This window comes from Caldalkalibacillus thermarum (assembly GCF_014644735.1).
Taxonomy (GTDB): domain Bacteria; phylum Bacillota; class Bacilli; order Caldalkalibacillales; family Caldalkalibacillaceae; genus Caldalkalibacillus; species Caldalkalibacillus thermarum.
The window spans coordinates 23,246-37,031 of the sequence record NZ_BMKZ01000017.1 but is presented as its reverse complement, the minus strand read 5'-3'; the positions used below and the strand labels follow the sequence as shown (position 1 = coordinate 37,031).

16 protein-coding genes are annotated in these 13,786 nt (G+C 47.0%); 15 read left to right on the top strand and 1 reads right to left on the bottom strand.

Going from position 1 to position 13,786, the window contains the following annotated elements; translation table 11 throughout:
• The first annotated feature begins 119 nt into the window (after nucleotides 1–119).
• The 9 genes from IEW48_RS08505 to IEW48_RS08465 all read left to right on the top strand — a co-directional run bounded on the left by IEW48_RS08505 (nucleotide 120) and on the right by IEW48_RS08465 (nucleotide 6,946).
• Nucleotides 120–1,193, top strand: a complete 1,074-nt coding sequence (locus IEW48_RS08505) for a hypothetical protein (protein ID WP_188623437.1) — start codon at nucleotides 120–122, stop codon at nucleotides 1,191–1,193.
• Nucleotides 1,194–1,278: 85 nt separating this feature from the next.
• Nucleotides 1,279–1,830, top strand: coding sequence for a ReoY family proteolytic degradation factor (locus tag IEW48_RS08500; RefSeq protein WP_188623436.1), 552 nt, complete (start codon nucleotides 1,279–1,281; stop codon nucleotides 1,828–1,830).
• A gap of 79 nt (nucleotides 1,831–1,909) precedes the next feature.
• Nucleotides 1,910–2,365, top strand: coding sequence for a DUF2487 family protein (locus tag IEW48_RS08495; protein WP_188623435.1), 456 nt, complete (start codon nucleotides 1,910–1,912; stop codon nucleotides 2,363–2,365).
• 156 nt (nucleotides 2,366–2,521) lie between these two features.
• Nucleotides 2,522–3,040: a Rieske (2Fe-2S) protein gene (locus IEW48_RS08490; protein ID WP_188623434.1), complete on the top strand. Its 519-nt coding sequence runs from the start codon at nucleotides 2,522–2,524 to the stop codon at nucleotides 3,038–3,040.
• Nucleotides 3,041–3,043: 3 nt separating this feature from the next.
• On the top strand, nucleotides 3,044–3,715 hold the full coding sequence (gene qcrB, locus IEW48_RS08485) for a menaquinol-cytochrome c reductase cytochrome b subunit (RefSeq protein ID WP_007505605.1): 672 nt from the start codon (nucleotides 3,044–3,046) through the stop codon (nucleotides 3,713–3,715).
• A 33-nt stretch (nucleotides 3,716–3,748) separates the two neighbouring features.
• On the top strand, nucleotides 3,749–4,546 hold the full coding sequence (locus IEW48_RS08480) for a menaquinol-cytochrome c reductase cytochrome b/c subunit (RefSeq protein ID WP_188623433.1): 798 nt from the start codon (nucleotides 3,749–3,751) through the stop codon (nucleotides 4,544–4,546).
• 122 nt (nucleotides 4,547–4,668) lie between these two features.
• Nucleotides 4,669–5,265 carry a DUF1405 domain-containing protein gene (locus IEW48_RS08475; RefSeq protein WP_188623432.1) on the top strand — a complete coding sequence of 199 codons (597 nt, stop codon included), beginning with the start codon at nucleotides 4,669–4,671 and terminating at the stop codon, nucleotides 5,263–5,265.
• Between the two features lie 57 nt (nucleotides 5,266–5,322).
• Nucleotides 5,323–6,171: a sporulation protein YpjB gene (locus IEW48_RS08470; RefSeq protein ID WP_188623431.1), complete on the top strand. Its 849-nt coding sequence runs from the start codon at nucleotides 5,323–5,325 to the stop codon at nucleotides 6,169–6,171.
• Nucleotides 6,172–6,271: 100 nt separating this feature from the next.
• Nucleotides 6,272–6,946 (top strand): zinc metallopeptidase, encoded by a 675-nt coding sequence (locus IEW48_RS08465; protein WP_188623430.1) that lies wholly within the window; start codon nucleotides 6,272–6,274, stop codon nucleotides 6,944–6,946.
• 109 nt (nucleotides 6,947–7,055) lie between these two features.
• On the opposite strand, the gene IEW48_RS08460 is transcribed toward IEW48_RS08465, so the two are convergent.
• Nucleotides 7,056–7,919 (bottom strand): YitT family protein, encoded by an 864-nt coding sequence (locus IEW48_RS08460; RefSeq protein WP_188623429.1) that lies wholly within the window; start codon nucleotides 7,917–7,919, stop codon nucleotides 7,056–7,058.
• 130 nt (nucleotides 7,920–8,049) lie between these two features.
• Here IEW48_RS08460 and dapB point away from each other — a divergent pair, with 130 nt between their 5' ends.
• The 6 genes from dapB (at nucleotide 8,050) to IEW48_RS08430 (ending at nucleotide 13,603) form a co-directional block, all read left to right on the top strand.
• A complete protein-coding gene (gene dapB / locus IEW48_RS08455) occupies nucleotides 8,050–8,850 on the top strand; it encodes a 4-hydroxy-tetrahydrodipicolinate reductase (RefSeq protein ID WP_188623428.1) in 801 nt (266 codons plus the stop codon).
• 21 nt (nucleotides 8,851–8,871) lie between these two features.
• Nucleotides 8,872–9,261, top strand: a complete 390-nt coding sequence (gene mgsA / locus IEW48_RS08450) for a methylglyoxal synthase (protein WP_188623427.1) — start codon at nucleotides 8,872–8,874, stop codon at nucleotides 9,259–9,261.
• A gap of 80 nt (nucleotides 9,262–9,341) precedes the next feature.
• Entirely contained in the window at nucleotides 9,342–10,079 is a 738-nt protein-coding gene (bshB1, locus tag IEW48_RS08445) for a bacillithiol biosynthesis deacetylase BshB1 (RefSeq protein WP_188623462.1), read from the top strand.
• On the top strand, nucleotides 10,069–11,211 hold the full coding sequence (gene bshA, locus IEW48_RS08440; RefSeq protein WP_188623426.1) for an N-acetyl-alpha-D-glucosaminyl L-malate synthase BshA: 1,143 nt from the start codon (nucleotides 10,069–10,071) through the stop codon (nucleotides 11,209–11,211). Before bshB1 ends, bshA begins: the two co-directional genes overlap by 11 nt.
• A gap of 213 nt (nucleotides 11,212–11,424) precedes the next feature.
• Nucleotides 11,425–12,633, top strand: a complete 1,209-nt coding sequence (locus IEW48_RS08435; protein WP_188623425.1) for a CCA tRNA nucleotidyltransferase — start codon at nucleotides 11,425–11,427, stop codon at nucleotides 12,631–12,633.
• Nucleotides 12,623–13,603 carry a biotin--[acetyl-CoA-carboxylase] ligase gene (locus tag IEW48_RS08430; RefSeq protein ID WP_188623424.1) on the top strand — a complete coding sequence of 327 codons (981 nt, stop codon included), beginning with the start codon at nucleotides 12,623–12,625 and terminating at the stop codon, nucleotides 13,601–13,603. The genes IEW48_RS08435 and IEW48_RS08430 overlap by 11 nt, the downstream gene beginning before the upstream one ends.
• The last annotated feature ends 183 nt before the right edge of the window (nucleotides 13,604–13,786 follow it).

The following is a 13,786-nucleotide window of genomic DNA, read 5'->3' as shown; positions in this document are numbered from 1 at the left end:
ACAAAAGATGAGATATTGGCCAGCAAAAAAAGTTAAAATAGCATAAACGGCCCGGCGTCTCCCCATACTAAGCTTAAGTCAGCTGAACCTACAGCAGCAGGCAAGCGAGGGGACACCCTATGAAATTGTTGGACTGTTTGCTCGAGCAGGATATCCGTGAATTGCGCCATTTAGCTTCATTCTATCACTGTGAGTGTAACCGCCACTCTAAGTTAGAGCTGGTTCAGTCCATTCACTTTCAGCTGCTGCATCAACAGACTTGCCGCTCAGCCCTTCAGGAACTGGGTGAAGAGTTAATGTCCTTTGTGCTGTTTCTTGCTTTTCAACCCAAGCGCACGTTTGCATTAGAGGAATTGATGACCAAGGGGCGTCTGGTGCAAGTGGTTGCCGGAGCCAAAGGAAAGCCGGAGCAATGGCTGGCCCAACTCATTAAGCGTGGCTGGTTGTTTGTGATTCGCCATGCCTGCCATCAGCAAGTGGAAATCCCTGCTGATGTTCATCAACTTCTACGCCAACTGTTGGCAGAAAAGTTACTACGAAAAGTACAGCCTGTGGAGGAAAAATTATTAACACAAAGGAAGGAGTTCAAAATAAGGGACGAACAGCAAGCGATTGTTGAGGACCTGTATCGTTTTCTCCGCTTCGTAGCTTCCGGCCGGGTCCCTTTGACCAAAGCAGGTGTGATTCATAAGCGTTATCAACTGCAGTTGTTTCACTCTCTAGCTATACCCGAGGATCCTTTGCCCAAACAGCGTTGGCGGTTTGGTTACGGACGGCGTTTTCCCTTTTATCCCAACCGCTTCGCCCTGATCTATGACTTTTGCTATGCCAAGGGTTGGATTAGGGAGCAGGCAGGGGTCTTATCCCTGACCTTGAAAGGGGAGAGCCAACTGGCTGACGAACCGGACGAGGATGATCTCAGGAGCCAATTAACCAGGTTTTGGTTAATCCTGTACCAGCAACCCATTCCTGCTCTGCCCTTTTTGTATGAGCTGCTTACAACTAGTTTGAACGGACATTGGATTGAAAGAGGAAGGGTGACTTCCTTCCTATCTCAATGGCTTAGAGCTTACTATTTTGACGATGTGGCCACCCTGGCCAACGAGCGCATACTGGGCATGATGGCCCACATGGGTCTTTTGGCCATCCTGACAGATGAAGCCAGTGGAGAACAGTATGTAAAAATTAAATGAACATTTAAAAAAATTCCCTCGCCTTAGCAGGGAATTTTTTTATGAAAGCGAATATTTATAGTATAAAACGTAAGGAGGGGTAGACATGAATCCATTGGTCACAAATGCAGAAAAGAAACGGTTTTTGGAATGGTTTCTTCAGTCATATGAGCTGCAGAAGCGTGAAGGTGCCTGGCTGTTAACCTATATTATGAGTGACGACAATTTATTGGCGAAGGTCCGGTTCGTGGATGAAATAGATGCAGCTGAACGGTCTATTATCATGTCTACCAAGTGTACAGACGGTGTGTCTTTCCAGTTTAGAAAAGGAGATTTGCAAACCACGGATGTTGAAAAAGCTTTTTATGACTTGCGCCATCATCCCGATCAAATCCTGCAAATTAAATTAAATTATAAATCCGCCCAGATGTGTCCTGAATATGCCGCCGTGAAGGAGGACGGTCCCATGAAAAAGCAGAAGCTGACCTCCAACGGAATGTATGCCCTTTTGGCTGAGATGGTCTTGGATGAAGCTGTTTACCAGTTTAAGAAGCAACAATTGCAACGTAAAATTAATGAGGCGTTGGACCAACGGGATAAGGAGCGTTTTTTACAATTAAGTGAACAATGGTTGAAGCTAGTCAGTGAGAATGAATAATAGAGTATAATAATCTTATAAAAAAATGAACTGCCCGGTCACCTGATCGGGTCTTATTTATTGGAACGGTGGTGAAATAATGAAGTGGGACCGTTTAACCATTGATGACTATCTTGAAAATCGGCAGTATATTGATACTGCTCTGGTGCCCTTGATTAAAATGGAGCTGGGAAACAACGCCCGTCTATCTGCGGTGCAGGCCACCTGGCTTTCAGGAGTAGTCAATCACCTGGAGGAGCAATTGATGGGCCGTGTGCTTTTGCTCCCTGCTTTGACTTATACTGAAGCCCATGAAGCAGACATGCTGGCGGCCTATCTCAACAGGTATACAGAATATGTGCTTCAAAGCGGCTTTAAGCATCAAGTCTATATCACAGTGGAAGAGGAATGGGAGAAGAGAAGAGAGAAGCTGCGCGGCGGGTTGTTTTATATTGATGCTTCTGAAGTGGACATGGAGGACCAGTCCAGCCAAGCCCTGTTTGACTTGTCCCAAAAGTTTGTCCCCAGCCTCATTAGTTTGTGGAAAAAAGGGTAAAATGTTAACGTGTGGCAAGTTGGGGGAGCGGCCTAACCAAAACTGATAATTCTTGACGAGTATTTGCCCATGAGCTATCATGATTATGTCCTAGTCTGTTTTATGTTATCGGCTTCATCCGTTGGTTTTAGTTCATGTGTGCAGGGAGGTTAAAGGATGAGTGACAAAGAGCAACAGCAGGTGTCTAGACGGCAATTTCTGAACTACACCTTAATGGGCGTCGGCGGTTTCCTTGTCTCAGCGACGATCACTCCCATGATCCGCTTTGCCATAGACCCTGTCTTAAAAGTCGGCGAGGATCGGGAGATGGTTCCTGTTGGCGACATTTCTGAATTCGGTAAAGAATACAAACGGGTCGATTTTAAGTTGCTGATCAAGGACGGTTGGGCCGAATACGAAAGATTGCACTCCGCCTGGGTCAGAGTGTTGGACAACGGTGAAGTACAAGCTTTGTCTCCTGTTTGTACGCACTTAGGGTGCACTGTACAATGGGACACCCACGATGATTATCCCAATCACTTCTTCTGTCCGTGCCATGACGGGTTATACGATGAAAACGGCATTAACATTCCCGGTACGCCGCCAACGCGCCCGCTTGATGTCTACGAGTATGAAGTGGGGGAAGACGGCAAACTGTATCTAGGTCGAGCAGTGCCACGAGAGGAGTTGGGATAAACCATGTTGCAGAAATTGTATGATTGGGTTGATGAACGGGTAGATATTACTCCGATGTGGCGGGATTTGGCCGATCACGAGGTTCCTGAACATGTGAACCCGGCACATCATTTCTCCGCGTTTATCTATTGTTTCGGAGGTTTAACCTTTTTCATCACCGTGATCCAAATCCTGTCCGGGATGTTTCTCACCATGTACTATGTTCCGGACATCGTCAATGCTTATGAATCAGTGAAGTATCTGCAAAATGAAGTTGCTTACGGGCAGATTGTGCGCGGCATGCACCACTGGGGAGCCAGTGTGGTTATTGTCATGATGTTTTTACATACCCTACGGGTGTTCTTTACTGGCTCATACAAAAAACCCCGCGAACTGAACTGGGTTGTCGGTGTGATGATCTTTGGCGTGATGCTGGGCCTTGGTTTTACCGGTTACCTTTTGCCTTGGGATATGAAAGCCTACTTTGCCACTGCGGTCGGAATTGAGATCGCTTCAAGTGTGCCGCTTATTGGCGGAATGATTGAAACCTTCTTGGCTGGCGGTGATGTTTTGGGTGCCCAAACACTGGCCCGTTTCTTTGCCATTCACGTTTTCTTCCTGCCTGCTGCTTTGCTGGCTTTAATGGGTATCCACTTCATCCTGATCCGCAGACAGGGAATTTCTGGACCACTATAAAATGGAGTTCTCTCCAATCTAGGGGGGTAAAACATGGCGAGTAATCATGACAATCATCACAAAGATGTAAAATATGTGGAAGATTCACGTATCCTGGCCAGGCGTGTGCCGAACATTCCCAAGGACTACTCAGAGTATCCGGGCAAAACAGAGCCCTTCTGGCCTAACTTTCTGTTAAAAGAATGGATGGTTGGAGCAGTCGTTTTGATCGGCTTTCTTGTATTGACGGTGGCCCACGAACCGCCTTTGGAACGTCTTGCTGATCCGACCGATACCGGTTATGCACCGGTGCCAGACTGGTATTTCTTATTCTTGTATCAATTATTAAAGTATACCTATGCTTCAGGTGACTACACCGTTATTGGCACAGTTGCAATCCCAGGTCTGGCCTTTGCCGCCCTGTTGCTGGCGCCTTGGTTAGACCGTAGCAAGGAACGGCGGCCGGTTAAGCGTCCGATCGCCACTTCGATTATGCTGCTGGTTATCGCCTCGATATTTGTCTTAACTTATGATGCTTACAAGGCGCATGATTGGTCGCAAAATGAGGTTTATGCTTGGGACAGCCCCTATTTTGATGTGGAAATCGACACTAGCCATCCAGCCTATGAGTTATATGTCCAATATACATGTATCAATTGTCACGGGGAAAACCTGGAAGGTGGGGCTGTCGGCGTTCCCCTAAACTTAATTGGCAGTGAATTAAATAAAGATGAAATCAAGGAAGTTATTATTAACGGTCAAGGTTCCATGCCCGGCGGACTCGTGACTGATGAAGAGGATCTAGAGGCTTTGGCTGAATGGCTTGCTTCACTCGATGGTGAAGACGAATAAGAGCAGCAAGGGAAAAGCTGGCTTTAAGTCAGCTTTTTCCGTTTGATGAGAGGTTATAAGAACAATGTTATTAAATTTTTGCGTTCATCATTAAGCAAAGAGGGGTTTAGGGGCTGGTGAGCATGATCAAGTTAACTTACACATGGATGATAAGCTGGTTGGGCCGTCGTTCAACCTTGTGGACGTTACTGGTCATTAATTCATTAGGAACGTTATATGGCTATTACTGGTACAAAAATCAGTTAGCGGTCACTGACTGGTATTTGTTGCCCTTTGTCCCCGACAGTCCGACCGCAAGTTTATTTTTTTGTTTTGTTCTGGTGGCCTTCATACTGGGAAAACGGTGGCCGTTTGTGGAAGCATTTGCAGCCGTCACTTTGGTCAAATATGGTGTCTGGGCCACGGTCATGATCATCTGGACGGGTCTTTTGGGCGGGGAATTGACCTGGGAGCATTACATGCTGATTTTTTCCCATATTGGCATGGCAGTGGAAGCTTTACTATTCATCCCTTATTTCAGTTTCAGGCTGCCCCATTTGCTGCTGGTGGGGATATGGACTTTAACCAATGATGTGTTCGATTACACATTAGGTATTTTCCCGTGGTTGGATTACAGACTTCATCCGTATTTGTCAGAGATTTATGCTTTTACAGTTTGTTTGAGTTTAATCAGTTTGGCCCTCTTTTATCTTCTTGTGGTTCGAAAAAAACAGGTCTAAACTTGTCCCTTGTCCCATAGGATGTCCATAGGATGTCTTAGTAGGGGAGGGGATAAGATGAAGAGACCAGTCGTGTTTAGCTGTCTGACAACTAAAACACTGGTTTTAACGTGGATGTTCATACTTGTGCTAAATACCGGCATTACCTATGCGGAGCGCCCTAACCATTCGATAGATGAACAGTTGGAGAAATGGCTGGCAATCAGCCGCTTGGCAGATAAAGCTTTTCATTTGGTTGAAGAAAATGAGTATGAACAAGCCCGGGAAACTGTGCTGGAAATTTCTGAACGGCTGTTACATGTGCAATTGGGACAGTACTTACAATATGTAGAACAGGCCAATATTTTAATGGAAACAGCAACCCAAGCCAAAGGGGCTTTAACTCAAGTAAGGTTGGACGAAAACCAGGTTTACCAGCAGGTTTTGCGCATGCGCCTGGCCATCAATGCCGTCAGTCATACTGAAAAACCTTTATGGATTAATTTTTATCCCAAGCTGGCTAAAGATATTGCTGATCTAAAGCAGGCGCTGACCACTCAGGACAGGGATCAGTTCTACCGCCATTTGACCCGCCTGTTCAATCAATACGAATTTATCCGTCCAGCCATCGCTGTCAGCCATCCTCCTCAGATGTATAACCAGCTTGATTCCCTTATTGTTTATCTTGACCGCCATTCAGCAGAACTGTGGCAGCAAAAAGAGCAAACGGCCCAACTGCTGGACAGGTTAGAAAGCCAGATTCGCATCGCCTTCTTCCAGGAATCTGGGGAGCAGAGCAACTTTATTCTGTTAATGGTAGGAATGTCGGTCCTGATTGTTAGTGTGTTAAGCTATGCGGGCTGGAAAAAATATCGGGGTGAGCAGGAGGCGGAAACCGTCCCTTGGCGTGGTGTGAGCAGGGTATAGCGGCACCGCTCTTCACACAGGCTATTATTGACTAAGTTTGACCTTTGGCATATAATGTTTATGAGAATAAGACTGACACAGGTGGGAAGGAGGCGGTCAAATGACAATGTTGATCTATTTTCTGCTGATCATTGCCATCCCCATTTTAATCCAGCTTTATTTGAGACGAACCTATGCAGAGCATCTGCGCATTGCTGCCCGGTCCGGCCTGACTGGCAGAGAAGTGGCCAGAAGACTTTTGGATGCCAACGGTTTGTATAATGTCAGAGTGGAGGAAGTCAGAGGAAAACTGACAGACCATTATGATCCGACGACCAAAACGGTCCGCCTTTCCAGTGACAACTATTATGGCTCTTCTATTGCCAGTGTGTCTGTAGCCGCCCACGAAGTTGGCCATGCTATTCAAGATGCTGAGGGCTACGCCTTTTTGCGCTTCAGACATGCGTTGGTGCCACTGGCTACTTTTGGTTCCAATGCGTCATTTTTCTTCATTTTGTTGGGCATTGTTCTGTATTCAGCTAACTTGATTCTGCTGGGGATTATCACCATGGCCTTTGCCGTGCTGTTTCAGATTGTTACCTTGCCCGTTGAATTTAATGCCAGCAGCCGGGCGTTAAACCAACTGGTCAGCCTTAATGTGATCGGCATGAATGAAGAGCATGCGGCCAGAAAAGTGCTCAATGCCGCAGCACTCACTTACGTTGCAGCAACCGTGGTTGCTGTACTGGAGTTGGTGCGTTTTATCATGGTTTATGCCGGTATGAACAACGAGTAACCTATGGCAAAGGAGAAGTACTCCCATATAAACCTGTAACGGTGATATCCCTTAAATGACGATCTGGCCTGAAAGCTTGTAGACTGCACGTCTGCAAGCATTTTTATTATTACACATCATCCCTTAACGGCTTCTTTTGTTCGTCGAGGGTAAACCCTTCGCCCAGAACATCCCGCACATCATGAACAACGACAAAAGCGTAGGGGTCAATCTCCCGAATCAGGTTTTTCAGGCGGAACAGCTCGTTGCGGCTAATGACGCAATAGAGCACCTCTTTCTGGCTGCCAGTATATCCCCCTTTTCCTTTTAACAAGGTTGCACCCCTGTCTAGTTTTTGTATGATCATTTGGGCTATTTCAGGGGCTGAGTCCGAAATGATCATCACTGCTTTACCTGCGTAGGCCACTTCCTGGACAAAATCGATCACTCTGGCACCAATATAGACCGCGATGACTGTGTACATCGCCAATTTATGATCTAAATAGATCATGGACAGGGTAAGGACACCCACATCAAAGGCGAACATGGTTTTACCCATGCTCCAGCCCAAATATTTTTTGGCCAGGCGGGCAATAATGTCTACCCCGCCAGTCGTCCCTCCGTAGCGAAAAACAATGCCCAGGCCAACTCCAGCTGTGACGCCGGCATACAAGGCAGCAAGCAGCAAATCTTCACCAAGGTATAAATGAAAACCTTTGAACAGCCACAAAAATAATGACAGGGAAACCGTGCCTAAAATGGTGTAGATAAAAGCGGTGGAACCCAGCACTTTCCAGCCAATCAGAAAGAGGGGAATATTAAGCAGCAGATTCATTACAGCAGGGCTAAAGCCAAACAAATAGTTAAGCAGCAGGGTCAGTCCCGTAAATCCGCCTTCCACAAGCTGGTTGGCAATGTTAAAATAGTTTAAGCCAAAAGCATAGATAGCCGCGCCTAGCATGATCATCGCCATATTTTTCAATTTTAGCGGCATGTCATTCTCTCCTTTGCCTCGTTCGCAAATCAAATATCCATATAGTAAAATTAAAATAGTAAAATTAAAGCAACGATCCATAGTAAAATTGTAGTCGTATCATAACCATGATTCAACAGGAGTGATCATAATGGCTATCCGCGTGATTGTTGTAGGAGCAAAAGGAAAAATGGGATCTGAAACGGTGAAAATGATTCAAAAGGACGATGAGCTTCAATTAGTATGTGGTGTTGATTCTAAATTAAACAATGTTGACGTGGGAGAAGTGATCGGCATCGGTCCTATTGGTGTCCCCTTTGTCAACGATCTGGAGCGGGCCCTGCTTGATTTTAATCCCGATGTCATGGTTGACTTTACGACACCCCAGTCTGTAAAACAACATGCCCAGCTGGCCATTCACCACCGGGTCAGGCCTGTCATTGGCACGACAGGATTAACACAAGCGGATATTGAAGAGTTACAAGCATTGGCTGACCAACACAAAATAGGAGGTATCATTGCTCCCAACTTTGCCATCGGTGCGATTTTAATGATGAAATTTGCCCAAATGGCAGCCAGATACATGCCTGAAGTTGAAATTATTGAGATGCACCATGATCAAAAATTGGATGCCCCTTCTGGCACAGCGATTAAAACAGCAGAGATGATCGCTGAGGTGCGTGAAGAGCACAGACAGGGCCATCCGGAAGAGAAAGAGGAGCTGCAAGGGGCCCGTGGTGCTTTTTATCAAGGATTTCCCATACATAGTGTCCGTCTGCCCGGTTTAGTGGCCCATCAGCAAGTGATTTTTGGCAGCGAAGGGCAAACGCTGACCATCCGCCACGACTCCATCAACCGCACCTCCTTTATGCCTGGGGTAAACATGGCGATCAAAAAAGTGGTGAAATTGGAATGTTTGGTATATGGTTTAGATAAGGTGATGGATGAATAAATGTGGAAAGGGGATCAATTGATGAATATTGCCCTGATTGCCCATGACAAGAAGAAGCAAGACATGGTCAATTTTGCTATTGCCTATGAGTCAGTGCTAAACAGGCACAATCTGTATGCCACTGGGACGACGGGCAAGTTAATCATGGCTCATACAGATCTTAACATCACCCGCCTGTTATCTGGCCCTTTGGGAGGGGACCAGCAAATTGGGGCGCTTATTGCCGAAAACAAAATGGATTTGGTGATCTTTTTCCGGGATCCCTTAACGGCTCAGCCTCATGAGCCAGATATCATTGCATTATTGCGCCTGTGTGATGTGCACCAGATTCCGTTGGCGACGAATATGGCCACGGCCGAGATCATTTTACGGGCCATGGAAGCAGGTTATCTGGACTGGAGAAAGTTGTGAAAAGACACATTATGAAACCGGCCAGACATGTCTATCAGGCTGCAAGGCTGTTAAATGATGAACAGGGGGAGGGAAGCGTTGTGGGAGAAACGGTTGACATGCTTTGTATTGGCGCCCATCCCGATGATGTGGAGATTGGCATGGCCGGTACAATTGCCAAGCATGTGGCCCGGGGATATAAGGTGGGTATCATAGATCTTTCCTTGGCTGAGCTTTCTTCCAACGGGACCGTGGAGACCCGGCAGATGGAAGCCGAGCAGGCCGCCCAGGTTCTGGGGGTGAAACAGCGTGTCAATTTAAAATTTCCTGACCGCGGGTTGACGGATCGGGAGACCATTATTGGATCCCTTGTGCAGCTTATCCGCCGCTGGCGTCCCCAAGTCGTGTTTGCCCCTTATGATCAGGACCGCCATCCAGACCATAACCATACCGCACAATGGATTGAAGAAGCGGTCTTTACGGCCAATATTGGCAAATATCAGTGGGATGAAGAGAGACAAGCTCCCCACCAGGTTCGACAGGTCTATTATTATTTCATTAATAGTGTGGCCAAACCAGATATCGTGGTGGATATTACAGATCAGATGGAAATCAAGAAGAAAGCCTTGCACGCTTACCGGTCACAGTTTGAGCAGGCGGAGGGCCGTGTGTCCACAAGGTTAAATACAGGGTTTATCGGAGCTATTGAAGGAAGAGAGCGCCTCTTTGGCAGCATGATCAATGTCCCTTATGCAGAAGGGTTTATGGTTAAAGCTCCTCTTGCTTTACCCCAGTTGATCTGGCCGGCAGAAACGGAGGCTGACCGGAGTGGAAGCTAATCGTCCCCCTTTTTTAAAAATCGGGATCAGCTGTTATCCCACCCTGGGCGGTTCAGGTGTTGTGGCCACAGAATTGGGAAAATTGCTGGCGGAACGGGGGCATGAAATTCATTTTATTACGGCTGGTGTACCTTTCCGTTTGGGAAAATATTATCATAATATTTACTATCATGAAGTTGAAGTCAACCAATATGATGTCTTCCGCTATCCCCCCTACGATCTAACACTGGCCAGTAAGATGGCTCAAGTGGCCAGCCGGGAAAAATTGGATTTACTTCATGTTCATTATGCAGTGCCCCATGCTGTCTGTGCCATTTTGGCCAGGCAAATGGTGAAACATCCCCTCAAAGTAGTGACCACCTTGCATGGCACGGATATCACTGTTTTGGCTTATGATGAAACATTAAAGGAGATGATCCGCTACGGGATCGAACAATCTGATTTGGTCACTGCTGTATCTGACCATTTAATCGCCGAAACGTATGAGGTTTTAAACGTCAGTAAAGATATATATAAGGTGTACAATTTCGTTGACCACAGGCAGTATGAACGCCCGGCCAACACCTTGTTCAAGCAGCAATATGCCCCCCAGGGAGAAAAGCTGCTTGTGCATATTTCGAATTTCCGGCCAGTCAAACGGGTCTTGGATGTAGCTAAAATTTTCCAGATTGTCCGCACCAAGATACCGGCCAAACTTATCTTTATCGGCGAAGGGCCGGATTTCACCAAAGTGTACCACTGGTTAAGGGAACACCAGCTGGATCCCTATGTTCATTTTTTGGGCAAACTGGATGACGTTGCTGAAATCTTGTTTCAAATCGATCTGATGCTGTTGCCATCTGAAAAAGAAAGTTTCGGACTTGTGGCCTTGGAAGCAATGGCTTGCGGAGTGCCAGTGATCGCCTCTAATGCGGGAGGCATACCTGAGGTGGTTGAACACGGACGGACAGGTTTGATCTATCCAATCGGGGATATTGAGGGGATGGCTGAAGGTGCTGTTACATTACTGAGTCGGCCAGATGTATACAGCCGCTTCTCCCAAGCGGCTGTGGAACGAGCCCGTACCCTGTTTGCGGCGGACAATATTTTGGAGCAATACTTGTCCCTGTACAGAATGGTCTTAAACAGGTGAGCAAAAGGTTTCGTAAGAGAATTAACGTATGCGTTTCCGTCCCTGAAGCATTTTGGCAATCAAGATAAATAAGCCGTATAATGTTCTCAACGGCAGAGCCTCCTTTCGTACATACTCACAAAACCCACCCTGCCTGAGTAACCATTTCGTGAGCGCTTGAGCCTTCTTAGTATATGGTATATGAAGCTGATTATGTGAAAGTGTGTGATCGACATGAAGCTGATGAGGACGGCCAAACGGATACTGGAAAAACTTGAATCCCACGGTTATGAGGCTTATATGGTCGGCGGGTGTGTACGGGATTTCTTATTAAAACTTCCCGTACAGGATATTGATATTTGTACCTCAGCAAGACCAGAACAAGTGATGAACATGTTTGAAAGAACGGTACCCACCGGATTAAAGCACGGGACGGTCACTGTAGTTGAAGCAGGTATTCCGTTTGAAGTGACCACGTTCCGTACTGAGCAAGGCTACTCAGATTACCGCAGGCCGGACCGGGTTCACTTCGTGGATTCGTTGCGGCAAGACTTGAGCCGGCGTGATTTTACCATCAATGCCATAGCCATGGACCGCTTTGGACGCATATATGATTACTTCGACGGTCAACGCGATCTTAAGCGTAAAGTGATCCGAACAGTCGGTGAGCCTGAAGACCGTTTTGAGGAAGATGCCTTAAGGATGTTCAGAGCGGTCCGCTTCAGCGGGCAATTGGGCTTTAGTGTGGAACCGGAGGTATTAAATGCGATCCAAAACCAACGCCAATTACTGGAAAAAGTGGCCCGGGAGCGCATTACTCAGGAGTTCCAAAAATTAATGCAAGCGCCTTTTGTTGAGCACGGATTGCGCACCCTAATCAGCAGCCGGATTGCGACAGACATTCCGCCTTTTTGTTATATACAGGAAGGCCTTAACGAGGCATCCCGCTATTCTATGCAGGGTTTAACCGAGCCCGAACGCTGGGCACTGCTTCTGTGCCATGTGCCGGGTGAACACAGGATGCAGTTTTTGCGAGGCTTGCGTCTGACCAAAAAATTTGTAAAAAAGGTCAAGCGGCTCTTGGATATCTTGGACAGCTATGAAAGCATTGTCCAGGCGGAACAGATCCCTGCTTACGACCTGATTTGTTTGGGAGAAGAGGATGCAGTTTCATTGCTCAAGTTAAATCAATTAAGGTTTACCCAGTCTCTTGACATTAATGTGGGGCAACAAGTGAAAGCTGTTCTCAAGCAGCTGCCCATCCGTCATCCCCAGGAGCTGTGTGTGAACGGCAAAGATCTGCAGACATTTTTAAATCGTCCCCCAGGCCCCTGGATCCAAAAAGCGCTGAACCGGTTGGCCAAAGCAGTCGTAGAAGGAAAGGTGGCCAATGACCCTGAAGCAATCCGGGCTTACGTGATGGAGGATGAGCATGATGAATGAAATTCGCAAACAACTTTTGCACGAGTTGTTGAAAAGCCGTGGATTTGTTTCTGGAGAGGAATTAAGCCAGAAACTCAGTGTTTCCCGTACGGCAATATGGAAACATATTGAGGAGCTGCGCAAAGAGGGATATCAGATTGAAGCGGTACGCAAACAGGGCTATCGGTTAGTTGCTGAGCCAAAAAGTTTATCACCGTCTTCAATTATATCCCATTTGCAGACAACATGGCTAGGGCAAAACCTTCATTATTTTGAGGAAGTGGAATCTACCCAGACCATTGCCCACCGCTTGGCCAGGGAAGGGGCTCCTTCGGGGACCGTTGTATTAGCTGACCACCAGCAGGCAGGTAAAGGCAGGCTGGGGCGGTCATGGTTTTCGCCAAAGGGAACAGGGTTATGGATGAGCCTGCTCATCCGTCCCCACATTCCCTTGACCTCGGTTCCCCAGCTCACGTTATTGACCTCTGTGGCTGTTCTGAGGGCTGTCAAACAGCTGGTCTCCATCCCCCTGCACATAAAGTGGCCCAATGACGTGTTATGCGGCCAAAAAAAAGTGGCAGGTATTTTGACCGAGTTAGACGCTGAAGCAGACCGGGTCCGTTATGTGATCATTGGTATCGGCATAAATGTAAACCAACAGGAGGAGGAGTTTCCCACCGAGCTAAGGACTAAAGCAACCTCATTACGGATCGAGGCTCAAAAAGCGCTCTCCCGTAAGGAACTGGCCATCGCCATACTTCAAGAATGGGAAAAATTGTATGGGTTGTATGAGCAAAGCGGATTTGGACCGATCAAAACTTTGTGGGAAGCCCATACCTGTTCCTTGGGGCAGCACATCGTAGCCAGAACACCTCATGGTCAAGTAGAAGGCATTGCCCGTGGCATTACTGATGAAGGGGTGTTGTTGCTGGAAGACGGACAGGGCACCATGCACAAAATTTATTCGGCAGATATCGAGACATTATCATGACCATCTGCTATAATGAACTTAAGTTGAGGCTAAAGCGTTCTTGATGAGATGGCATCCTCCGGGAGCCATACTCATGTCCTGTTAGATGAGGACACGGTGAGTTGAAAACTGCAATAATCTTTTAGACAAGTTCAACGCTCAATCTGCCTTGAACCTTTATGGACAGGGACAGAGGGATCGTTA